The sequence below is a fragment of the Granulicella sp. L56 genome, assembly GCF_009765835.1.
Taxonomy (GTDB): Bacteria; Acidobacteriota; Terriglobia; order Terriglobales; family Acidobacteriaceae; genus Edaphobacter.
In genome coordinates this window covers 804,716-826,067 of the sequence record NZ_LMUS01000001.1, presented here as the reverse complement: position 1 = coordinate 826,067, position 21,352 = coordinate 804,716, and the positions used below count along the sequence as shown (strand labels likewise).

Below are 21,352 nucleotides of genomic sequence, written 5' to 3'. Positions count from 1 at the left end.
CATGCGATACAACAATAATCGTGAGGCTCTTGAGACCAAGAGAGTAGAGCCGCTTTGTATTGGTCCAGCCCACGGCAGCGCTGTATCGCCTTCTCAACGAAGGCTAAATACAATTCAACGACAGCTCCTCGCCTGGTTTGAGACAGCGGACCGAGGGTTCCCTTGGCGCAAAAGAACTGCAACAAAGTACGAGCAAGTGATTGCTGAAGTCCTGCTTCAACGCACGAAAGCCGATGTCGTGGCACGTATGTTTAGGAGCTTCACTTGCACATATTCGTCATGGACGCGTCTATCGGTGGCGACGCAGGAAGAACTTGAAGATGTGCTCAGACCCCTAGGATTGTGGCGCAGACGTGCCAATTCGCTCAAAGCCTTGGCCGGCGTTATGGCGTCCAGAAGGGGCAGATATCCGAAGGAACGCGGAGACGTGGAGAATCTCCCAGGGGTTGGACAATACATTTGTAACGCTATCCTGATGTTCGATCAGGGGCACAATCAACCGCTCCTCGACGTGAACCTAGCAAGGGTTCTGGAGAGAGTGTTCGGACCGAGGCGACTCAGTGACATCCGGTATGATCCCTATTTGCAAGATCTCGCATTGCGCATCGTCCAACATGAGGAACCCGCGAGAGTCAATTGGGCATTTCTTGATCTAGCTGCGATGATTTGCACTATTCGAAATCCGAAATGTTCAGAGTGTCCGCTCAACAAAACTTGTTGCTACGCGACCACGATTCGAGAAATTCCTGATCACACCTCGAGCAAAGCGGAGTTTCCCAGCTTTGCGAAGCGTTCTGCGACCGGCCAATTTGAAGAAACGAACAAGTCTCGTCGTTCGGAGCCTTCTTCGCGCACTACAAAGTAAGAGAAGCTATTCCAATCCTCCCTTGCGCCTTCTTCTACTCCCTGCCAGAGATCGTCGTCGCTGAAAGGCAACTCGCTAGCCTCAAGTACGCCGTCTTCGATCAATGATTTGCCGAGGAATGCTTTGGCATCGTCATTCATTTCGGCGAATGCCTCTTTCGCGAAAGCGGAGTCATAGGTCTTAACAACCTCGATATGTTTGCCGTCACTTTCAAGTTTCAGAAAAATCTCTTGGCTTGGCATAGAGCAAACCTCCTGAAGACATTCTATTCGATTCTCTGGCATGAGCAGAGTCATCACTAGAAGCTTTTCGATACGGGCGTAGTGCAAGTTGACGCGTAGTTAGGGAGGACGACTCCTCCCTGCTTCAGCCGCGAAGCGTCTTGCGCTGCCCACCCTAGCGGGCCTGTTCCTGCCCGCAACGCCGGCCCATAGATGATGCGCACTTCGTGCGCGAATAAGGAAGACAGACCTCGCTAAGGGGCTCTGCCCCGATCGCGCGCGTCAAGGGGTTTCCCCATAATTTTTGCTGCGCAAAAATCACGCGATGAAACCGCGCCCTCGCTAAAGCTTCGGGTGGGCGATACCCACTCCCCTTGACACTTGCTACCCCCGCCTTCGCCAGGTGGCGTTCGGCATGTACATGCCGCGTTTCAACGCGGAAGTGCAAAGGCCAACACCAAGGAGGAAGCACCCATGAACACCCAAGCGACCACCGCCACCGTCACCCCCTTCACCCAGAACCTTAAACAGCAGCAGCAAAAGCAACAGACCGCGAAAGAAGTTATCGCGGCCAATGTCCAAGCCCTCATCGAGCAGTTGGAGCAGGGACACAGCGAAGGGCTCACCGCCTATCTCTTGGCGATGGGCAGATTTCACTTTTACAGCTTCGGGAACATCTTGGAGATTGCGCGGCAGAAGCCGGACGCGACCCGCGTTGCCGGAATGTATGCGTGGAACCAGCTTGGCCGCAGGGTCAAGAAGGGCGAGAAAGGCATTCGCATTCTCGCGCCCATGATTGGGATTCGCCGGAAGAAGGATTCAGAAGCCGAGAAGGACATCCGCACCCAGAACCAGCCCGTACTCGTAGGCTTTCGTTCGGCCTATATTTTCGATGTCAGCCAGACCGACGGCGCAGAACTCCCCGAACTGTCCGAACGTGTGAAAGGCAACGTCGGAGAGTACCGCGAACGCTTGATTGATTTCGTCATTGCTCAGGGCATCGAGCTTGATTGGAAGGAGAGCATTTCTCCCGCGTTGGGTGTCAGCTACGGCGCGAAGATCGTTCTCTTTCCCGGTCAGGAAACCGCCGAGGAGTTTTCGACCCTCGTTCACGAACTCGCGCACGAAATGTTGCACAAGGCAGAACGCCGCACCGCCACCACCAAGACCGTTCGCGAGACGGAAGCCGAAGCAATCGCCTTTGTAGTCGGCAAGACGATCGGCCTCGATACCGGACGGGCTTCCGCCGATTACATCCACCTGTACCACGGCAACGCCGCACTTCTGACCGAGAGCTTGGAAGTGATTCAGAAGACCGCCGCCGTCATTCTTTCCGCGCTGGAAACGCCAGCAGCGGAAGAGGCCCCCGAAGCCGAAACAGAACCCGAACTGGCGCAAGCCAGCTAAACGCCTTCCTTGATGGCGGGCGGCTTCGCGCCGTCCGCAGAACGACCCAGCACGCCCAAACGCAGAAGGAGAACACCATGAACACCCAGACCGCTACCGAGTACCGCCACCTTCCTCTTTCCGTTCTCACGGAATCGAAGACCAACCCCCGCCGCATCTTCGAGGATGATGCGTTGCGCGAATTGGCGGAGAGCATCCGCACCAGCGGAGTAGTGCAGCCCTTACTCGTTCGTCCCATCACTGAGCAAGACTTCGAGGTTGTTGTTGGAGCTAGGCGTTTCCGCGCTTCCAAACTGGCCGAGAAGCAGGACGCCCCTTGCCGCATCGCCAACCTTACCGACGCGGAGGTGTTGGAAATCCAGCTTGTTGAGAACCTTCAACGCCGCGATGTTCACCCGCTAGAAGAGGCGCAGGGTTTCCGTGCGCTTCTTAATTTGGAGGAGCCGAAATACAGCGTCGAGCAAATCGCAGCCCGGACGGGTAAATCGCCCGCCTATGTTGCCCAACGCCTCAAACTCACCGACCTCTCCGCGCCCGTAGTCGAGGCGTTCTATGCCGAGGAGATCGGCGTCGGACACGCCTTGCTTCTGGCGAAGCTGCAGCCCGACCAGCAGGAGAAAGCATTGAACGAATGCTTCCGCGAAGAATGGGCGGGCACTGGCAAGAAGCCCAGGCGCATCCTGCTACCCGTTCGCCACTTGCAACACTGGATTGAGCATCAACTCATGCTCATCTTGAAGCTGGCACCGTTCAGCCGGAAGAATGCGAATCTCGTCCCCGCCGCTGGTAGCTGCCTCGATTGCCTCAAGCGGACAGGCCACAACAGGCTCTTGTTTGCCGACGTGCTGCAAGATGCTTGTAAGTTATGTGGAATCAGGGCAACCGCAAGTGTTTTCCGTTGGCTCGCCGCCGCTCCGCTCCTGGCATGAGACGAACCCATCGCCTGGCCTGTTCTCCTTGGATCTCCACCAGGAGGTTCGTGTGCCGGTCGAGTTTAGTGTTCACGCTATTCGCTGGGATCGTTGTCCCTTGGTCTCATTGGACGTTCATGCCCATGCGTGGCTCCTGTTGCAGTCGCGTCGTGGGCTATCCTCCAACACTCTTGATGCCTACTCGCGGGCATTGGAGAGATATCTTGTTTTTCTGAAGCTGGCGCGTCTTGGGGCCATCTCTGTGACGCGGGCAGACGTGGGGCTGTATCTCGCTGGGCTGCAGGCTGGCGAGGTTACTGTATCGAACGCAACGATCCAGCAGCGTTTAACTGTCGTTCGCTTGTTCCATGCGTATTTGATGGAAGAAGGCGTGCGTCCCAACAACCCGGCCGCCCAGCCCGGCGGCGGACGAGCGATGGTGGCACGGCACTATCGACTGCCCTGGATTCCGAACGAGGAAGACTGGCACCGCATTCTTGCAGCAGCGCGGCAGGAGTGCGTTCGCAACAGAACGATGCTGGCATTTGCGTATGACGCTGGACTCCGGCGCGAAGAGCTGTGCAGCCTCCAGAGCAGCGATATCGATCCATCGCGACGCATTCTCAGGATTCGGGCCGAGAGCACGAAGGGACGGCGCGAGCGCGCTGTTCCTTACTCTGCTTCAAGCGGAGAGCTGCTACTCCGGTATCTCGAACATCGCAGGACCCTCGGCAGCAAGCGTGGGCCGCTCTTTCTGTCCGAGTCCCGCCGCAACTATACCGAACCCATTTCGATATGGAGCTGGTCGAAGATAGTCCTGCAGCTTGCACGGCGAGCGGGCGTCGAACGCTTTTCAACACACACACTTCGCCATCTCTGTCTGACCGACCTCGCCCATGCAGGCTGGGACATCCATGAGATCGCTACATTCGCAGGACACCGCAGCGTACAGACGACTCTGCTCTATATCCATCTGAGTGGCCGCGACCTTTCGCTGAAGCTCGCTGCGGGCATGGCTCAGATTCATGCTCGCCGTGTCCAGATGCTTGCGGAGGTCGCCCAGTGACAGCTAAGCGAGTGAGGAAGGATGGGCAGCCATGGCACAACAACATCGGGCGTTGGGTCGATACCTTGACCGCCGAACAGCGTTCGTCGTTCTTTCAACGTGGCGCACGTGCCCAGTGGGGACCGCAGAAGGAGACGCCGAAGAAGGCAGATGAAGGACCCTGGATATGGCCGGTGGATCTCAACCGATACGACAGCTGTGCCATGCTCACCGCGAGCGAAGAAGATATGTTGACCCGCTATGCAGAGGAGTATCGATTCTATCGGTACGGTCGAACGATGGACTTTGGCCCTTCGCTCAACCGGCTGGTGCAGCCGCTGAACGATGCGCTCGACTATACGGGCATCAAGACCAACCATCGCAAGTTTGTGCTGCTGTTCTTTCTTCGCGAGATGGCGGACCGCAAGCGGTCCTTCTGGGGATGGACCACCGAAGAGTGGATCGATTCGATTGAGCGGAGAAGGATGGAGCGTCAGCATATCGTCGCCATCGCTTATCTACTATGTGGCTTCGCCGATCTCCACAGGCTCAAGTGCGGCCATCTCGTCTACGGGTGCCTCGCTCGCAAGGTGTTTGGCCGCGAGTATATGAAGACAGTCTCCGATCGTGTACACGCATTGCTTCTGGAGTGGGGATATATCAAGCACGGCATGAGTGATCGCATCATGCGGACCGTCTTTGAGGCATTGCTCTTCATCCGTTCACCCCATCTCGATCAGCTCACGTTGGCGCATTTGAAGACAGTGATCGCACGCAAGCCGCCACGCATTGGAAGTTACTCTATCGTTGCTTTCTCCCGTGTGCTGGCCAGCATGGGAACCGTGCCGGAGGCTCTTGAGATTCATCGGCCCGTTCCTGATAAGAAGTCTTCGCCCGCCCTCACCCGCGGCGTCCCGCCTGAGTGGGCGCGCCTCTGCCGTCTTTGGTTTGATCGATCCACGGATGCGAAGTGCTCCAGAACCAAGAGCTATTACTTCCTGCTCAACGTAGGCAGATGGCTCGGGCAGATTCATCCGACCGTGCTTTCCCCTGCCGATTGGACTCGCGACCTTGCTGCGGAACTGATCTCCGTCGTTTGTCAGTGGCACGGTGGAGATTGGGGAAGCATCGATCCAGCGCATATCAAGAGTCGAGGCAAGATTCTTGCGGCAAGCACCCGCGCAAGCCGCATCTCTACGCTGCGCATCTTCTTTCGCGATCTCCAGGAGTGGGAGTTGATCCCGCGACGATTCGATCCCATGAGGCATCTGACCACGCCGAAGAGCCTGCTCGCCTTGATAGGCCCGAACCCGCGCGTGATCGCCGACGATGTCTGGGCCAAGCTGGTCTGGGCCGGTCTCAACCTTGTTCCAGACGATCTCCCTCGTCGCGGCCCAGCCTCGCGAGGAAGCTATCGACCCAACAGTTATCCCATCGAGATGTGCAGAGCACTCGCGACGACCTGGCTCTTCGCTGGACTTCGCAACAACGAGATTCTCAGGCTGAGGGTCGGATGCATTCGCTGGCAGCGCGAGGAAGTTGCGGTTCCTGGTACGGGCGACACGCTGCCCGCTGATGCGGTCTGCCTGCTCGATGTCCCCGTCAACAAGACCGGGACATCCTTCACCAAGCCAGTGGATCGTATCGTCGGAGAAGCCATTGCGGCTTGGGAGAAGGTGCGTCCGCAGGGCGCCAAGCGTGCCGATTGGAAGACCGGAGAGTTCGTGGACATTCTCTTCATGGTTCGTCTCACAGGCGTGGGCAAGTCGTATCTGAACAACGTCCTCATCCCGGCGCTTTGCGTCAAGGGCGGTGTGCCGCTCGCCGATGTTCGCGGCAACATCACAACGCATCGTGCACGTTCCACCATCGCTTCGCAGCTCTTCAACGCGAAGGAACCGATGACTCTCTTCGAGCTACAGGAGTGGCTCGGCCACGCCACGCCCTCCGCAACCCAGCACTATGCGAAAATAACCCCGCTAAAGATGGCCAAGTCCTATGCCGACGCTGGCTATTTCGCGCGTAACCTGCGCGCTATCGAGGTGCTGATCGATCAGGACGCTGTTCGCGCGGGGCTCGCCTCTACAGAGCCATGGAAGTTCTATGACCTCGGCCATGGCTACTGCACCTATGATTTCTTCGAGCAGTGTCCGCACCGCATGGCCTGTGCCAAGTGCGACTTCTATATGCCGAAGCAATCGACCGCAGCCCAGCTGCTCGAAGGCAAGCAACACCTGCTGCGATTACTTCACGAAATTCCGCTCGGAGACACCGAACAGGCCGCAATTGAAGACGGCGTCGCAGCCTACGAAAAGCTCCTCCTCAAGCTCGCCGACGTTCCCACACCCGCCGGTCCCACGCAGCGGCAAATCGGCACTGATTTGGTTCAGATCACTCGTTTCAGAGCGGCCCCAGGCAGCAACGCGACATGACGGTAGAATTCCTCCATGCCCTCGCGATCTCGTTCATTAGCCATTTGGAGGACTATCTCCCTGTCCGGAGCAGCCTTAATCGCGGTTGGCATTTTGGCTGGATACATCGACGTGGCCACCCATTTCCGATTTGAGTTCATCAGCGATGATTTCGACCTCTTCACGCTGGCATTACTTGTCGGAACTGTGTTGTCTTTCGTAGGCTTTATTGGCTGGAGTGCCCAGCCGGGAGCAACTAGACGCGGTCTCACGTCAGGTCTTATCTTGATTGCTCCTTGGATTGTGCTCTTGCTCGGCTCACCGATTGGAGGAACAAACATTCATGGTCCTGCTGCTCTAGTTATGTTGCTCATCCTTCCCGCGACTGTTTTGGCCCTTGTACTCGCCATTATGGCTAGAGCTAAACGCAACACCTGAACTACGCCGCGAATGCTCCAATAGCGACTATGTCCTACTGTTCGTCTCATGCCAGGAGCGGAGCGGCGGCGAGCCAGCGGAAAACACTTGCCAGTTGCCCTGATTCCACATAATGCACTGACCCGACTTGTTACGCCGCGAAGGTCGAGGCTCACGTTCAGGCCACACTCGCCAGCAAGCCGAAACTCGTTCAAATCAGCACGAGCTACGGCACGATGCCTGATGGAGTCGCAGCCATTCCACGCAACAAGTACGTCGAGCTTCGAGCCGACAAGCCGAAGACCCCGGAGATGGCAAAGCTGCCGGAGTTCAAGACATGCCGCTTTATGAGCGAAGCTATCGTGACGGTTGGACAAGAGAAGGGCGAGGTTCGCAAAGTCTGCGTTAATCCCCAATGTCCCATCCACCACCCCAAGAAACAGCCGAATAGAGCCAACACCAACGCGAAGGCGGAACAGGAGAAGGTACGCCGCGAAGAAGCGCTTGCCAACGCAACTCGGTTGCGTGTTCTCAACTCCATAGTCGCCGCCGTCCCCGTTCGTCTAATGAAGCGCGACTTGCTCTTCATTACCGAAAACCTCTTGCCTCTACTGGACGAGCGTGGATTGCAGACACTCGCCCGGAGCCGGGGCATCAGGCCGCAGGACGGAGACGCTATCGCAAAGCTGATGATCGCCTTCGCCCGGAAAGCCGACGAGTCCGCACTTGGCCGCTTGATTGTCGAGGGAATCATTTTGCTCTCGGCAAGAAACCAGCCCGACGCGGGAAAGGTTTTGAAGAGCGCGGCACTGGCTTACAAGATAGACACCGACGCCATCGCCCTGAAGGCGAGGCAGGAGTTCGCTGCGAAAGACAATGCGAAGAAAGTGGTAAAACCATTGCTTCCCAAGCCACAGGCCAAAAAAGCAGCGTAGTGTTCTCTCTCAGCGGGGCGGCGAACCTGCCGCCTCGCTTGTCGCACGCTCCCAAATCGCGCAGGGAGAACCCGCTTTGGTTTCTCCCTGCACCCTCATTCCGCTTGCTTCTGGCCCCCGCTCGCCGACTGCGCGGCAGGAGTCGAGTTCCTCCTCCTCACCTTCCCCTTAGAGGAGGCAATCCACTTACCCAGGCGGTATCCTTATGAAACCCGTAACTTTCCGTTTTCAAGCCGTAAACCCTCGGATGCGCCGCCTTCGGAGATGCCTTGTCACTTGAATTCCGCGCAACCATCCACAAGTCCGGCAAACGATTTTTCGTGCCGAGGAAGATTCGTGCGTCACTCAACATCAGCGACGGGAACGAACTGGATGTTGAAGTCTTAACCGAGGGCGGACAAGTCCTTTTTAGCGGTCGAAAACGGCTAAAGTCGGGCTCCGAAATCTATGGTCGCGATCTTCCTGGCAGCCTGACTCCGGGGCGCAAAGTAATAGTGCGAAGCTCGCTTGCTGCCACCCCTGAGAAATCTCGTTCAAGCCCAGTGCGAAAGAGGTTCTGGGTCGTTTCACCTAACGTTATGAACAATGCCGGGACAGTCGGGGAATGGCGCAACGCCAGCATTAAGTTCAGGGCCGCATTTATGGGGTGGGGGCCAGATGAGGAAGAGCACAAGGCTATCGGGGCCAAGTTCGCGAGAACCATCCTCCCTGGTGACACTATTCTTATCGCAAGGCGTTTCAATCACAACGTCGAAGTAGTTGGTTTCGGAACAGTAAAAGGAGCCTTCAAGAAAGGACTAGAAGGGTTTATCGCCCCGGAGAAGGAGGAGTGGCACGGTTCTCTGCGTGTGCTGCGGCCATTCAAGCATCGGACCGAATTGCCGAGGCACTTGAAGGCGATCTCTGCTCTAGGTCACACAACCGCTTTGCGTGAGCTCGTACCGGCCCGCAGTCAGAGCGAAAAGCGGCTTTGCGATTGGCTAGATAGAGAGCTGAGTCAAAAGGGCGACGGGCTCCCGTCAGATAACGAGTCGAAGAAGTGTCCAAAAACGGAACTGACCGGTTTGCCGAATGACGAAGGGCTGGACTACAAAGTCATAACCCGAGCGCAGGCTAAACGAGCTGAGAAAAAAGAGGCCGAACTAGTTCAGCAATACGACAAGTGGTTGAGAGACCAGCGGCGCACTTTACACGTCGCAAAATACGGACAGCTGCGATGCGACGCCTTTGAAGTTGATCGCTGCAATTTGATCGAAGCGAAATGCTCGACAAAGCGTGAATATATCCGAATGGCCGTGGGTCAGCTTCTCGACTACTCTCACCTCATCGGCAAAGATGTTGGTGTGCCGGCTCTCGCTATTCTCCTTCCCGCCAGACCCACAAAGGACATTGAAGATTGGTTGAAGGGCGAGCTTTCCATTCACGTAATCTGGAGAGACGGCAACGTCTTTCTCGACAATGCAAATGGTCGCTTCATCTAACCAAACACGCTCGTTGCTTCGGTACAATCTCGCCATGCCTCTCCAGAGATATAAGTGGTCAGCACTGACCAAACAGCAAGTCGGTGCCTATGTGGAATACTTCGTCAAGATGGAGCTCACGATGTTCGGCTTTCACGTCTACGGTGCGGAAGTTGACGACCGTGGTGTGGACTTCATTGCTCAATTTGCTGATGGCCCGTTCCTGAAGATCCAAGTGAAGTCCGTGCGCGACTCTGGGTACGTTTTTATGGAGAAAAGCAAGTTCTCATTGCATGAGCATCGTCTGCTGGCGTTCGGCTTGCTCATCGAGGGACAACCCCCGAACCTCTTCTTGATCCCGTCCTTAGAGTGGAGAAATCCTACCGCACTATTACGCGACCGGGACTACGGTGGCGAGCTAAAGAGTGCTCCCGAATGGGGGATGAATATCTCGAAGAAGAACCTTACGCTTCTTGAAGCCTATTCATTCGACAAGACCGCAGAAGCGATCATTCGGCTTTCTGAGAGTAGTTTTTGAGAATCGAGTGGATATGAGCCAGTCAGGCACGGCCTCGACAAAACTGAGATCGATTGTGTTAGCAGAAACAGCAGCCTTGGTCGCCGTACTGCCCGCACAAGACCGACGCTTGGCCATCTTGGAGATTTGCCGAGCAATCGACTTGATTCGCGTCGCAGCTCGGGTCAGTACTGAGGCGCGGGAACTCAGTCGCTGGGGTACGAACAAGGCACTAAAGTTGTGCTTGGAGGGATTCGGAACTTATAAGCGCACGTTTTTGGTGCCCTCCAGCCGCGAGACCTTTGAATGGTCTCACGCGTTTCTCCATCAATGTGGACGGATTGCGTTGTGCGAACAGTACTTGGATCACGAATCGACTGGGCTTGGAGAGTTCATGCAGGACGGAACAGATGTTCGATTCTGCTTGACCACGCGATACGTCGGCACCGAAATGTTGGACGTCGGCGAGTTCACTTGGTTCAACGCGCAACTGGATGCGCTACATCGGCCTCTCAAGACGATCCTGGATGACGCGACTCCTCAAATTGATGACATGATGCGGGGGCTTGTACACATTTGGGAGAAGCACTTTATCGGCTACGACACTGCTCCGGAGATCGATGAATATTACAAATTACGAGGGATTCTTTTTGCGAAGCAGATGCCAGGGGCACGACGCCTTCGAAAACGAGGACAAATTTGGGGGCATCAACTTTGAAATATATCGAGCAGCGGCTTGGACCTTGGTTGGCTGGGGGATGAAGCATGAGCACTTTGCCTCTCTGCTCTCAGAAAGTGATGCCTCGCTTAACCCTCCCAACCTCCTGACGATTACATCTGATGTCAGTAGCGTCACAGAACAATTGGGTGCGGCGCTCGGCATAACTAAGAGGGAGACCGAGGCAGCGTTGTCAATGCTGCAGGCTCTCCCGAATGATCCGCCGGAGGTGTGGACAAACGGGCATTTCCCACCACCTCTGCTGAGAGTTGCGGAGGAGCAATACATACGGTGTTTGTCAGGAGAACTTGGAAATCCTTTTTCGTTCATGCTGACTCAGTTACGGAGATTTCATCGATCTGACTGGGATGCTGCTGTAGGTGGAAGAGAGAAGCGCTTTCGTGACGAACTTTACGGCCTTTTCAAGGGAACACGCATGCAGACAGTTGATTCCAATATCAACCTAAGAATGGGCAGGAGACTTGTGACCGATATCGACGGGGCTGTATGGGATAGCGAAGCGCGTACGTTGGGATTGTTTCAGTTGAAGTGGCAGGACATGTTCGGCAATTCCATGCGGCAAAGGGCTTCACGGATGAAGAACATGCAGACTGAAGTCGGCAAATGGATCGACGGAGTAAACGATTATCTGCGCACAGCAACATGGGAGGAGATCAGAGTCGCCTTCAGGTTCCCTAAGGACTGCGAACCCGTCTCGCAATACCTACTGTTTGTAGTAGGTCGGAACGCTACCCATTTTTCGGGTGATCAACGACCTGACGAGAGAGCTGCTTGGGCCGTTTGGCCGCAATTAGCAAGAGTCTCGTCGCAGATGAACACTCAGACTTGGGGACTGGATGATCTGCACAAAGCTCTGATCGCTGAAAGGCCGCACGACGCGGACATAGAATTGGGGACATTTTCATTCACTCTTGGAGACGTCACAGTCCATCTTCCTGGTCTTGCCGTCGAGGAGTCGAGTCTCAAAAGGAGTAAGGAAAAGTGAATCCGAGTCACTACCTCTTTGTCGATGAACGCCTTCTCGGTATGTGCGTGTTTTGCGGTGGGAAGCCGGACACTCGGGAGCATGTACCTTCGAAGGTATTGCTTGATGACCCGTTGCCCGAAAATCTCTCGATCGTGGATTCTTGCGGCCAATGCAATCAAAGCTTTTCTCTGGATGAGGAATACCTAGCCTGTTTTTTAGGCTGCGTGCTCGCCGGTTCAACATCCTCGGAGCGGATGCTGCGTCCGAAAGTCAAAAAGGCGTTGGAACACAATCCGAAGATCGCGGCGCGAATACAAGCTACGCGCTCGGCTACTGAGGACGGCTCTTCTGTCTGGACTCCAGAGCTGGATCGGGTCAAGAGGGTCATCGTGAAGTTGGCGCGCGGCCATTCAGCTTACGAATTGAGCCAGATTCAACTCGATGAACCATCCACCGTCACCGTCGCACCGCTTCCCACAATGTCAGTTGAAACTTTGGAAGAGTTCGAGCGCGCCGGGGTCGGCGAGATGCGAGGATGGCCCGAAATAGGCAGTCGAGCATTCCTCAGGGCAAGTGGAGCACCATCGTTCGATGATGCACCTGCTGGACCTTGGATCTGCGTACAGCGAGGGCAATATCGGTATTCTGTTGATGAGTATGGTGGGGTGCGGGTTCAGATGGTCATAGGAGAATATCTCGGGTGTGTTGTTGATTGGGGGTCATAGAGCTTCTTATGCAAGACATAATGCGACGTGCTAATTCAAAACTCCACGCAGCACCTGATCTTGGAGAAGAATAAAGGCGATACAGTCGAGCAGAATGAGGAACTTCAATGCGAGTTCTTGCGTCTCGAAACCAGTGAAAACTCCGTGGGCGATACCGTGACGATTCACGTCTTCTTGTTGATTCGTGACCGTGCTGGTGTTGTTCCAGAACGTTCCGCTGTCGATGAAATCGACGACTTCGGTCAGAGCATAACGCGGGAAAAGAAGCAGCTTCCTCGACTGGATCAATCGCAGAAACTCGTTAACGTGATCTCGAAATCCTCCTGAGAGTGTTCCTCCAGCGGACTTTACATAGTCATTGATGATGCCTTCAAACTGAGGCACGGCCACGTAGATCGCCGAGACGTAATCAGCTTCGAGATATTCGTTGATCGCTTTCTTAACGTATTCCGTCCTCGCAGCAAAGATCGTGAGTTCTTCCCACAGCGCGATGCGCTTTGCCCAATAAGCCGGCGCGTGTATCGCCTTGATGGTTGTCGCAATGTTCTGAGGAGTATCGCCACCCAGTTGAGACATCGAATGGACCAGCGTCGGATAGTACGTCGGTGACGGCGGCCAGCCTAGTTGCTTCAATCTGGCAAGGAGTGCCTCCGGAGGATGAGCCTGGAAAAACGACTTTCGAGCTGCAAGCTCCTGCAACTCGTATGGTTGCATGACAGAATCGCCTTGGCCTTCAGGAGCATTTGCCGTGGCGTCGAAGTACACGCGAAAGTCCATAAAGCTTGAAAACAAGAGCAGGTAAGCGACCCGTGCACCACTGATCTCGGGAGGAACCAAGCGCTCGCTTCCCGGAATGAAATCAGCGGCGGTGACTGACTCACCCAGCTTATAGCCCTCGCGGGAAGGCTTACCTATGATATTGATCGCTACTTCGTCATTTATCTGAACTATGGGTTGGCCAGATTGAGGCCAGAGAATCTGCAGACGTTTCAGCTCTACGGGGAGAGCATTGGGGGAGACAGAGCCATTTGCAACTTTGGCTTCGATTGCCGGGATGATCATGCTCAGCATGAACTGAGATAGTGGACGGAACGTGAAGAGCTCGCCGGTGATGTCCGTTGCTCTGGCCGCTTCCACCTCTTCGGCAATCGCTTGAATCCAGTTGGAAACGGGGTCTTGCCAGTTCGAACCCGTCCGGTTCGCAAAGTGAAAGTATGCTCGGTTCCGCACGTTGTCTTCAGTCACCATCAACATTTTTTCAATCCCTCTTACTTCCTATTATGGATGTATCATTCTGAGCATGTTTCAATGCCCAGCTCCCATCATCAACCTACCGCCAGCGCCGGAAAATCATGACTGGTTGAAAATGATCGTGAGTGCGGCTTTAGGCTTCATCGCTGCGATCTGTCTTGAGCCCATCAAGAACAAAATCCAGAGAAGACATTCGGCAAAGCTCGCCAAGCGCATGATCAAGAGCGATTTAGTTCGACTACTTGAGAGGGCATATCACTACGAGCGTCAAGACATGGAGAGCGACAACTTTTGGCCCTCGGCGGATATTCCTGCATACAGCCATTTCAAGAGTGCAAGTCCCAATCTCTTCTACGAGGAAAAGGACATGCACCTATTCGGAGGGAAGTGCGAACGCCTTCATAACGCCATCCGAACCGGACAGACTCAACCCTATAGTGCTGATTTAGATTTGTTCCGAAGGAACCTCGAGGCTGTGATCGACGATGACGGGCTGCTTGCTGAAGCGAAGCGCATCTCGGAAGAAAATTAGAGTGCGCGACGGGGCAGATGAAGATGGCCCACCCTACGCGACCCCACGAAAGCGGTGTCACGAACTGTGGAGGTAGATTCCGATGCGACGAAATTCTTGGGTTTCAAGGCTGAGTTTGGCTGATCTTGAGCCTGTACCAGTTCCAGAGATATTGTCTTCGCCTCATCGCCTGACGCTGCAGCTTCAGAAGAGCTTGTCCCTCCGCATACCTGATTCCTATGGCAGAGTGTGTTCTTCGGGCGACGACATAGACGTGAAGGTGGCACCCGCATCGATACCGAGGGTGCTTCTCTTCATGGATGCCTTCGTCAAGTCATCTGAAGCACATGGATTTGCTTTCGCGTCTCGCGTTTCGGATTACGATTCTGGGATGTCGACCGTTATCAAACGGCAGAAGGTGCACATTTCTATTCTCGAAGAATCAAATCGAGTCACGGCCATTCGCTGCCAAGGGCAGGTTACGTGCTCCGTCTGCTCAGTCGCGCACTGAATTCCGTCCTACCGGGCGCCTCTGTTTCAGGATTCGGGAATTCTTATCCGCGAGGCAAGAACCGACATTCGCCGATAGGCCAGGCCATCCGCTCGAATGTCAGTTGAGCGTTATCCTGCATGGTTTGAGCACCGCCGCTCTCGAATTACGAGAGAAAGCCGAGAAGATGGAAACGGAACGAAGAGCTGAGGAGGAGCTTGCTCAGCAGCATCGACTCGCCGTCACTCGGTTTAGAAGACTGAACGACCACTTGGAGGGCTGGACGAAAGCCGAAGCGCTTCGTCGGTTGATTGCACACGTTGAGCGCAAGATGGGATCTGAGGCACCTGCTGACCCTTCTTATGGACGCGGATGGCTGGATTGGGCAAGAACAGAAGCAACTAACCTCGATCCGACATCTGGAAGTTTGGATGAGTTTTTTGACCATTATCGAACGATTGATCGGCCAATATTGCCTGACGATTTCGATGATGACCTCTAATGTCCATCGCTCGTTGTTGTCTTCTGGCGATGTTTTCGTGACAACTGATGATCGATAGACGCTATTGCTATCGATCGGTATATTACAAAAGGTGTAATATATCCGATGAGGCGATTTGTATGACAGGATTCGCATTGGAAACCATCCGCAAGCGTCAGGGTGTATCTCAGGTCCAGGCAGCGAAGCTTCTCGGGCTATCGCAACCCATGCTTTCCCATATGGAGACCGGGAAGAGGAATGTCAGCCTTGAAGTCGCGCAGCGAGCGGCAGAAGTCTTTGGTGGAGACCCGACGGCTCTGCCCGTGAATCCGCTGCCGAGGCACAACGACGAGACACTAGCCTCGGAGCTTGGGAGGCTAGGGTATCCGGGATACGCACATCTGTCTGGTCGTCTTCGCAATCCGGCTGAGTTCCTGCTCGATGCGTTGGATCACTCTGACCTCGATGTGCGTACTACGGAGGGCATACCGTGGGTCGTGCTGACGTATCCCCATCTCGACTGGTCTTGGCTCCTTCGAGAAATGAAACTCAGGAACCGCCAGAACCGACTCGGATTCGTCGTATCCCTGGCGAACAAGATGGCACTTCAGAACGACGCATTCGTTGTGTCGGGTGTCTTAGAGCATGTGTTGCGGGAACTTGAGGATGCACGTCTCGTGAAGGAAGACACACTGTGCCAGGAGTCGTGGCCTCTGTCTCGCAAACAACATGTCAGAGCAGTGAGGTCGAAGCTTGCTGCGCATTGGAACCTGGATACCCGACTCTCGGAGGTGGACCTTGCACACTACGCTGCCTGAGCCTTGGTTGTCATTCCTGAGAGAACTTGATCCCGTCGCCGGCGAGCCGACGAAGATTCCTTGTATCGGCGGCTTCGCTGTCACGCAGCACTACGGTTCCGCACGGACGACGGTTGACTTGGATGTCATCGATGTAGCGCCCATCGCTTCGCGCAATCGACTTCTTGAAGCGGGTGGGAAAGGTTCCTCTTTAGCGAGGAAGCATCGTGTCTACCTGGACTTCGTCGGCATTGCCCAAGTGCCGTACGAGTACGAGGAGCGTCTTGTCCCGATCTACGAAGGTCTCTTCGAGAACATCCATCTCTTCGTGATGGACCCATATGATATCGCCCTCTGCAAGCTAAAGCGGGACAATGATCGCGACTTCCAAGACATGCTCTTTCTTGCGCGGACTACGCCATTTGATCTCGAAGTGTTCGAGCAGCGCTATCGCGAAGAGCTCAGGCCCTACCTGTTTGGCAGTATCAGCGAAGCCGATTTCACTTTTGCGCGTTGGATGGAAGCGATCAAGGAAGACCGAGGGAAGACGAAAGGCTAGAACCGAGGAGAACGCCGCAGCTCCGCATCTTCGCGCTCATTCTCGAGCATCAACTCATCAAGAGTGGGTCGGATGCTCACTGCGGTCTGAAGTTTGAACTCCAGGCCAAGAGCAGTCAGTAGATTGTTTACTTTCGCGTATCCAAGCTCTCCCATCCGGCCATTCTCAAGAGCGTCCAAGGTTGACCGGCTAACGCGCGCCATCTTCGCAAGCTCGGCTTGGGTCAAGCCTTTGGCCTTGCGCCGTTTCGCAATCTGCTCCGCCACGTTAATCAGAAGCATCATGTCGGCCAGTATATCGAGAGAATCCCAACAACCACGCTACCGCGTATATGAGTCACCCTGCGCTGGCATATGCGTCGGCTGGGACACTAGAGGCGCGCCTGCCAAAGGCAATGCTCAAGGTGTAGTTCGGTAGGTACGAAAATGATTCAAGAGTGACCTTCTCTGCCACCGGCGGATCATAAATCCTCCGCGTCGCTGGATGAGAATGGCCGTCGATCTCTATCAGCGGATTTACGATCCGCTGAGGATCAACCGGTTTTGTGATACTTTTGGTGATACTTTGTACCGCAATTCCGTGCGGCCAGCTGCGACGCGATGCGATCCATGATTCTCTTGCAAGCGACTCATTTGTAAGGCTTTATGCAGCGGGAGTGCGAGGGCTTGCAATGCCCTGCAACTGTGGAAAATTTGGACTCAAAATCCGCCGACCGCAAGGTCATGGGGGGTTCGATTCCCCCTTCCGGCACCAAAGAATCAATAACTTATAGCATTTATCGAGTACGCTCCGTTGCCTCCTATGTTTAAAGTTTGAGCATAGTTTGAGCATAGAGGGCTGGCTCGCTGGTGCTTCTATGAAGCTAAGTTATTGAAGATTCTTCTCAAGAGCGAAAATTTCGGTAGACAAACGGATTTTGTGATCGGTGTTTAAGGGTGGGCTGAGCTTATCCGCTACATGTCCAATTTCAATTCATCTTAGGACCCATATTGCTCCTTCTCTACCGAGAGGAAATAGAGAGACTGCGCAAATTTGACCGAAGAAGCCTTTGGCTTCACGATTCGATGCGCCACAAACGAACGTTTCAAATAAGGAGAGTCTAAATTGCGTCGACCAAGAGGCGCGCCGCCGAGAAAATTCTACGCTTTCAGATTGCCGGTCCACATGCTGAGATCTTTGCGAAATTTGGAACGGAAGAGGTTTCCATTGTAGAGCTCGCCGAGGACTATCTCAGGGAATGTCGTATCAAGGAAAGAGCCTCAATAAATGATGTTGAGTCGCGCTAGGGACTGCATCTCCAGCCGTTCTTCGGCCAATTGCGACCCATACAGATAACGATCGCGCTTCTGGATAAATATGTTGATCAATGGCTTGCCGCGCAAGCGCCGAGCGCGACTGTCAATCGTGAACTTGCGGTTATCGAAAAGGATGCTTAACCTTGGGGCCAGATGCACCCCTCCGAAGGTTTATTTTGTCCCGAAATTCCCTCATCTTGCAGAGAACAATGTGCGGGTGGGCTTTCTGGAAGATCGACAATATAAGAAACTGATTGAATACTGCTCCGAGCCTTGGTACCAAGGGTTGGTGGAGGCATGTTCTCGGTACGTTCGCAACCCAGAAGCAGGCGATTGATTGGGCGAAGGCGAGAGGGCACTCTCCTCTTGTTGCCCGTGTGCGGCACTTGAATAGCAAGAAAATTCCCGATCACTGGCGTGCGGTCTAGCTTAAAGAGCCGATAAAAACTCGTCAGTGACGGCTCCCGAGACGCACTGTCCATTAGGTACGGAATTTCCGCTGCACTGATTCAGTCGCGATCGGAAGACACCCTGAGGAAGTTTGACAACATGGTTATGACAGTTGTCGCGTCGTCGAAGGCAGCACGGGAGCAAATCCGTATACTCATCAAGGCCAAGGCTGCCACGCTGAAGAGCGGTGATTTTGTGTCTGCGACCAAGTAGCGCGGCTCGCCAGCGTTAGCGCCAGTGATCTGAGCAAAGGATTGCGTTGCTCCTCCACCGCGCCTTCATCGATGCCGCAGCTTCCAAAATTCTCCACAATCTTGGTGCGCTTCAAGTGTCGAGTGCGGGCATGCAGAAGAACGAGGAGCGCGCAGATTACTCGGGGACCTCTGGTCAACACTTTTCCTTGTTGTGCCGGTCCTCTCGACGACATTCGCCTCGGTCGAACGAATGCTCGGTGATCTGCCGCCGCACACTCTAGGATGGCTCCTGATTGATGAAGCTGGCCAGGCCACACCGCAGGCTGCTATCGGTGCGATCCTGCGCGCAAAGCGCACCATCGCTGTAGGCGACCCCCTGCAGATCCAGCCGGTGGTCTCGCTACCGGAGCGCCTGAACGCAGATATCTGTGACTTCTTCAAGGTGAATGAACTGGATTGGGCGGCTCCAGCGGCCTCGACTCAGACGCTTACAGATCGTGCCTCACGCCATCAATCAAGCTTCGAGACCGTTGCAGGGGAAAGACGCGTTGGTCTCCCATTGCTTGTGCATCGTCGCTGCCAGAATCCGATGTTCGCAATTTCGAACAAGATCGCTTATGCCGCTCAGATGGTGCAGGTCGTTGGTCCTATGAAGCTGGATGTTGAAGCTGTACTGGAGCATCAACATGGATCGACGTAGAAGGAGAAGCTGATTCGAAGTGTTCTCCGGCGGAAGGCAAAGCCGTGATCGATCTTCTTACCAGGTTGGCATCAGCCACAGGAAACCCAGACGTCTTCGTAATCTCGCCCTTCCGCATCGTTGCGCACGAGTTGACTCGTTCCTTAGGGAGCCGGCCGGATCTCCTGCGCATGTTAAGCCGTGATAGCACCCAGTGGCTGAAAGATCGCGTGGGTACGATCCATACATTTCAGGGGCGCGAAGCTGACACCGTCATATTGGTGCTGGGAGCTCCTGCTGAATCTTAAAATGGTGCCCGAGAGTGGGCTGCGGGGACACCGAACATCTTGAATGTCGCCGTCTCTCGAGCAAAGCAGAACCTTTACGTCGTAGGTTCTCGGAAAGCCTGGGGTTCCGTTGGTCTAGCCAGTCACATGAGTAACGAGCTCCCTAATCGAATTTGATTCTGATGGTTTGGATATGTAACTCAGACTTGTCTAATGTCTGAGGCAGACAAGAGAAGCGCAAGCTCGATTGCGCGCAATTTTTGGCGGGCCGGAGCATCTCGCCATCGTTGGTTTGCGGCAGCGGCTTTGAGTCATCAAGTCCGATATTCTCGACGAATTTCTGATGCAGTTTCGGACCGAAAATGTGTCGGTGAGTGTCGATGATGCTTCTGGTCGCTTGGATTAAGTCATTTGGAAACCCTCTGGGAGGAGCCCATAAGGCTGTACTCGCCGGTAGTCGCTAAAGATCAAATAGGAAAACGCAGACAAAGGACGCCAAAATTTCGGTGGTCTTTGTCTGATATTCAGCGCCGCGTCCTGCTGGAAAATCACCAGCGACTGTGAAGATGATTTCTGATCAGTTCTCTAATCTGGCGTACCACTGGTCGAGCAATTGCTGGCGATGAACCAGCACGAGAGTATTCACCTTTAGTGTCGCAATCAACCAGGCTGCTAAAGCGGTTTTTCCAAAAGCGGTACGCGCGCAGGGTATCCCATCATCGTGTTGATCTGACGGCCGGCAAACCGCTCATCGCGGATCACAGTCTTGATATGGTAATTTTCAAACAATTGCCCTGCCTCCACGAAACAGCCGCGTGGTATCTGGAAGAAATGGATTATGCGCAAGTTTGAGTCTTTCGTATGCGCGGTCGGTAGCGAGTAGTTGGGTCTTATGGGGTCGGCTTCTAGGAAGCGCCAAAGACGATTAAGGTTCCGCACTCCTAGAACTGCGGATCAGCCCGATAGTTTAAGCGTGTCGATCAGAGGTGCCAGTGCCGCGGGTTGGTTCCGCCGACTAGGGTAGTAGAGGTAGTATCCAGGAAAAGGTGGGCACCAATCCCGCAATACCTGCACCAGCCGCCCGTCCGCGATGAAGTTGGTGAGACTCGCTTCCAGCGAAGTCCCGATACCGACACCGTCCAGTACTGCTTGGGTTACCAAGTCTGGATCATCGAATGATGCGGGACCTTGAGGGCTGACATTGAGTGCCTTCCGCCCTTTCTCAAACTCCCATCGGTAAAGACCGTTGCTAAAGCGAAATCCGATACAGGCGTGATCCTTCAGATCCTGTGGGTGCCTGGGTTTGGGATTCGACTCGAAGTATTCGGGCGAACCAACGACAGCAAGACGCATCTCGCCTGTCACCCGAACCGCGATCATATCCCTCTGGATAAATTCGCCGAGTTGGACGCCTGCGTCGTACTCTCCCGCAATGAGATCGACAGGATCGTTCGAATGTGTGACTTCAAGGACGATCTCAGGATAAGTACGAGCAAACTGGGCCAGCTTCGGCAGGATCACCATTCACGAAGAGCGCCGCGCTGGAATACGCGACGCGCGGTATCCGCGTGAATGACGTTTGTCCTGGCATGATTCAGACACCAATGTCGGACAAGATGATCGCTGAAGGCCAAGGGCCCGAGTTAGATAGATGCTCCAAACCTTCGTGCCGATGAAGCGCCTCGGGCGGCCCGAAGAGATTGCCGATACGGTTCTTTTCCTCTACGTGATGCGGCCA

The 21,352-nt window shown here is 54.7% G+C and carries 24 protein-coding genes and 1 tRNA gene; 20 read left to right on the top strand and 5 right to left on the bottom strand.

Features of this window, described 5'->3' with window-relative positions; genetic code table 11:
• The first annotated feature begins 1 nt into the window (after nucleotide 1).
• Complete coding sequence (locus GSQ81_RS20315; RefSeq protein WP_158909285.1) at nucleotides 2-865, top strand: hypothetical protein; 864 nt, start codon at nucleotides 2-4, stop codon at nucleotides 863-865.
• Here GSQ81_RS20315 and GSQ81_RS19690 read toward each other — a convergent pair.
• Entirely contained in the window at nucleotides 751-1,107 is a 357-nt protein-coding gene (locus GSQ81_RS19690; RefSeq protein ID WP_174237919.1) for a hypothetical protein, read from the bottom strand. The two genes, GSQ81_RS20315 and GSQ81_RS19690, sit on opposite strands and share 115 nt — an antisense overlap.
• A gap of 453 nt (nucleotides 1,108-1,560) precedes the next feature.
• On the opposite strand from GSQ81_RS19690, the gene GSQ81_RS03340 reads away from it, so the two are divergent.
• From GSQ81_RS03340 to GSQ81_RS03290, 11 genes are all read left to right on the top strand, one after another.
• Nucleotides 1,561-2,493 carry an ArdC-like ssDNA-binding domain-containing protein gene (locus GSQ81_RS03340; protein WP_158909284.1) on the top strand — a complete coding sequence of 311 codons (933 nt, stop codon included), beginning with the start codon at nucleotides 1,561-1,563 and terminating at the stop codon, nucleotides 2,491-2,493.
• Between the two features lie 77 nt (nucleotides 2,494-2,570).
• On the top strand, nucleotides 2,571-3,422 hold the full coding sequence (locus GSQ81_RS03335; RefSeq protein ID WP_158909283.1) for a ParB/RepB/Spo0J family partition protein: 852 nt from the start codon (nucleotides 2,571-2,573) through the stop codon (nucleotides 3,420-3,422).
• Nucleotides 3,423-3,474: 52 nt separating this feature from the next.
• Complete coding sequence (locus tag GSQ81_RS03330) at nucleotides 3,475-4,470, top strand: tyrosine-type recombinase/integrase (protein WP_216846369.1); 996 nt, start codon at nucleotides 3,475-3,477, stop codon at nucleotides 4,468-4,470.
• The gene (locus tag GSQ81_RS03325) at nucleotides 4,467-6,881 is read left to right on the top strand and encodes a tyrosine-type recombinase/integrase (protein WP_216846368.1); all 2,415 of its coding nucleotides are present in this window, start codon (nucleotides 4,467-4,469) and stop codon (nucleotides 6,879-6,881) included. Before GSQ81_RS03330 ends, GSQ81_RS03325 begins: the two co-directional genes overlap by 4 nt.
• A gap of 111 nt (nucleotides 6,882-6,992) precedes the next feature.
• Nucleotides 6,993-7,298, top strand: coding sequence for a hypothetical protein (locus GSQ81_RS03320; protein ID WP_158909281.1), 306 nt, complete (start codon nucleotides 6,993-6,995; stop codon nucleotides 7,296-7,298).
• Between the two features lie 215 nt (nucleotides 7,299-7,513).
• Entirely contained in the window at nucleotides 7,514-8,212 is a 699-nt protein-coding gene (locus tag GSQ81_RS03315) for a hypothetical protein (RefSeq protein WP_158909280.1), read from the top strand.
• A gap of 269 nt (nucleotides 8,213-8,481) precedes the next feature.
• Entirely contained in the window at nucleotides 8,482-9,693 is a 1,212-nt protein-coding gene (locus GSQ81_RS03310; protein ID WP_158909279.1) for a hypothetical protein, read from the top strand.
• Nucleotides 9,677-10,210, top strand: a complete 534-nt coding sequence (locus GSQ81_RS03305) for a hypothetical protein (protein WP_216846367.1) — start codon at nucleotides 9,677-9,679, stop codon at nucleotides 10,208-10,210. The genes GSQ81_RS03310 and GSQ81_RS03305 overlap by 17 nt, the downstream gene beginning before the upstream one ends.
• A gap of 13 nt (nucleotides 10,211-10,223) precedes the next feature.
• Nucleotides 10,224-10,907 carry a hypothetical protein gene (locus GSQ81_RS03300; RefSeq protein WP_158909278.1) on the top strand — a complete coding sequence of 228 codons (684 nt, stop codon included), beginning with the start codon at nucleotides 10,224-10,226 and terminating at the stop codon, nucleotides 10,905-10,907.
• Nucleotides 10,810-11,913 carry a hypothetical protein gene (locus GSQ81_RS03295; RefSeq protein WP_158909277.1) on the top strand — a complete coding sequence of 368 codons (1,104 nt, stop codon included), beginning with the start codon at nucleotides 10,810-10,812 and terminating at the stop codon, nucleotides 11,911-11,913. The genes GSQ81_RS03300 and GSQ81_RS03295 overlap by 98 nt, the downstream gene beginning before the upstream one ends.
• The gene (locus tag GSQ81_RS03290) at nucleotides 11,910-12,620 is read left to right on the top strand and encodes a hypothetical protein (protein ID WP_174237929.1); all 711 of its coding nucleotides are present in this window, start codon (nucleotides 11,910-11,912) and stop codon (nucleotides 12,618-12,620) included. Before GSQ81_RS03295 ends, GSQ81_RS03290 begins: the two co-directional genes overlap by 4 nt.
• 30 nt (nucleotides 12,621-12,650) lie before the next feature.
• Here GSQ81_RS03290 and GSQ81_RS03285 read toward each other — a convergent pair whose 3' ends face one another.
• Nucleotides 12,651-13,874, bottom strand: coding sequence for a hypothetical protein (locus GSQ81_RS03285; protein WP_158909276.1), 1,224 nt, complete (start codon nucleotides 13,872-13,874; stop codon nucleotides 12,651-12,653).
• A 106-nt stretch (nucleotides 13,875-13,980) separates the two neighbouring features.
• Here GSQ81_RS03285 and GSQ81_RS03280 point away from each other — a divergent pair, with 106 nt between their 5' ends.
• The 4 genes from GSQ81_RS03280 to GSQ81_RS03265 all read left to right on the top strand — a co-directional run bounded on the left by GSQ81_RS03280 (nucleotide 13,981) and on the right by GSQ81_RS03265 (nucleotide 16,709).
• The gene (locus GSQ81_RS03280) at nucleotides 13,981-14,403 is read left to right on the top strand and encodes a hypothetical protein (protein WP_158909275.1); all 423 of its coding nucleotides are present in this window, start codon (nucleotides 13,981-13,983) and stop codon (nucleotides 14,401-14,403) included.
• Nucleotides 14,404-14,996: 593 nt separating this feature from the next.
• On the top strand, nucleotides 14,997-15,374 hold the full coding sequence (locus tag GSQ81_RS03275) for a hypothetical protein (protein WP_158909274.1): 378 nt from the start codon (nucleotides 14,997-14,999) through the stop codon (nucleotides 15,372-15,374).
• 119 nt (nucleotides 15,375-15,493) lie between these two features.
• Entirely contained in the window at nucleotides 15,494-16,171 is a 678-nt protein-coding gene (locus GSQ81_RS03270) for a helix-turn-helix transcriptional regulator (RefSeq protein WP_158909273.1), read from the top strand.
• A 7-nt stretch (nucleotides 16,172-16,178) separates the two neighbouring features.
• Entirely contained in the window at nucleotides 16,179-16,709 is a 531-nt protein-coding gene (locus tag GSQ81_RS03265) for a DUF6036 family nucleotidyltransferase (protein ID WP_158909272.1), read from the top strand.
• Here the strand turns inward: GSQ81_RS03265 and GSQ81_RS03260 are convergent.
• Nucleotides 16,706-16,993: a helix-turn-helix domain-containing protein gene (locus GSQ81_RS03260; protein ID WP_158909271.1), complete on the bottom strand. Its 288-nt coding sequence runs from the start codon at nucleotides 16,991-16,993 to the stop codon at nucleotides 16,706-16,708. The two genes, GSQ81_RS03265 and GSQ81_RS03260, sit on opposite strands and share 4 nt — an antisense overlap.
• A 365-nt stretch (nucleotides 16,994-17,358) precedes the next feature.
• On the opposite strand from GSQ81_RS03260, the gene GSQ81_RS03255 reads away from it, so the two are divergent.
• The 3 genes from GSQ81_RS03255 to GSQ81_RS20310 all read left to right on the top strand — a co-directional run bounded on the left by GSQ81_RS03255 (nucleotide 17,359) and on the right by GSQ81_RS20310 (nucleotide 19,635).
• Nucleotides 17,359-17,462 (top strand) — tRNA-OTHER (locus GSQ81_RS03255).
• A gap of 1,397 nt (nucleotides 17,463-18,859) precedes the next feature.
• Nucleotides 18,860-19,348 (top strand): AAA domain-containing protein, encoded by a 489-nt coding sequence (locus tag GSQ81_RS19765; protein WP_256369652.1) that lies wholly within the window; start codon nucleotides 18,860-18,862, stop codon nucleotides 19,346-19,348.
• Nucleotides 19,339-19,635, top strand: a complete 297-nt coding sequence (locus GSQ81_RS20310; protein WP_371715222.1) for an AAA domain-containing protein — start codon at nucleotides 19,339-19,341, stop codon at nucleotides 19,633-19,635. Before GSQ81_RS19765 ends, GSQ81_RS20310 begins: the two co-directional genes overlap by 10 nt.
• Before the next feature lie 556 nt (nucleotides 19,636-20,191).
• Here the strand turns inward: GSQ81_RS20310 and GSQ81_RS20305 are convergent.
• Entirely contained in the window at nucleotides 20,192-20,260 is a 69-nt protein-coding gene (locus tag GSQ81_RS20305; protein ID WP_371715221.1) for a hypothetical protein, read from the bottom strand.
• Between the two features lie 308 nt (nucleotides 20,261-20,568).
• The gene (locus tag GSQ81_RS03245) at nucleotides 20,569-21,138 is read right to left on the bottom strand and encodes a LysR substrate-binding domain-containing protein (RefSeq protein ID WP_158909270.1); all 570 of its coding nucleotides are present in this window, start codon (nucleotides 21,136-21,138) and stop codon (nucleotides 20,569-20,571) included.
• A 17-nt stretch (nucleotides 21,139-21,155) separates the two neighbouring features.
• Between GSQ81_RS03245 and GSQ81_RS19950 the strand changes: the two genes are divergently transcribed.
• Nucleotides 21,156-21,290, top strand: coding sequence for a hypothetical protein (locus GSQ81_RS19950; protein ID WP_371715220.1), 135 nt, complete (start codon nucleotides 21,156-21,158; stop codon nucleotides 21,288-21,290).
• The last annotated feature ends 62 nt before the right edge of the window (nucleotides 21,291-21,352 follow it).

Excerpts from the sequence above, each read along its gene's own strand:
- GSQ81_RS03340 (WP_158909284.1), top strand. The coding sequence starts at position 1,561 with ATGAACACCCAAGCGACCACCGCCACCGTCACCCCCTTCACCCAGAAC.
- GSQ81_RS03300 (WP_158909278.1), top strand. The coding sequence starts at position 10,224 with ATGAGCCAGTCAGGCACGGCCTCGACAAAACTGAGATCGATTGTGTTA.
- GSQ81_RS03285 (WP_158909276.1), bottom strand. The coding sequence starts at position 13,874 with ATGTTGATGGTGACTGAAGACAACGTGCGGAACCGAGCATACTTTCAC.
- GSQ81_RS19690 (WP_174237919.1), bottom strand. The coding sequence starts at position 1,107 with ATGCCAAGCCAAGAGATTTTTCTGAAACTTGAAAGTGACGGCAAACAT.
- GSQ81_RS03335 (WP_158909283.1), top strand. The coding sequence starts at position 2,571 with ATGAACACCCAGACCGCTACCGAGTACCGCCACCTTCCTCTTTCCGTT.
- GSQ81_RS03295 (WP_158909277.1), top strand. The coding sequence starts at position 10,810 with ATGAATATTACAAATTACGAGGGATTCTTTTTGCGAAGCAGATGCCAG.
- GSQ81_RS03305 (WP_216846367.1), top strand. The coding sequence starts at position 9,677 with ATGGTCGCTTCATCTAACCAAACACGCTCGTTGCTTCGGTACAATCTC.
- GSQ81_RS03245 (WP_158909270.1), bottom strand. The coding sequence starts at position 21,138 with ATGGTGATCCTGCCGAAGCTGGCCCAGTTTGCTCGTACTTATCCTGAG.
- GSQ81_RS03270 (WP_158909273.1), top strand. The coding sequence starts at position 15,494 with ATGACAGGATTCGCATTGGAAACCATCCGCAAGCGTCAGGGTGTATCT.
- GSQ81_RS03260 (WP_158909271.1), bottom strand. The coding sequence starts at position 16,993 with ATGATGCTTCTGATTAACGTGGCGGAGCAGATTGCGAAACGGCGCAAG.
- GSQ81_RS03315 (WP_158909280.1), top strand. The coding sequence starts at position 7,514 with ATGCCTGATGGAGTCGCAGCCATTCCACGCAACAAGTACGTCGAGCTT.
- GSQ81_RS20315 (WP_158909285.1), top strand. The coding sequence starts at position 2 with ATGCGATACAACAATAATCGTGAGGCTCTTGAGACCAAGAGAGTAGAG.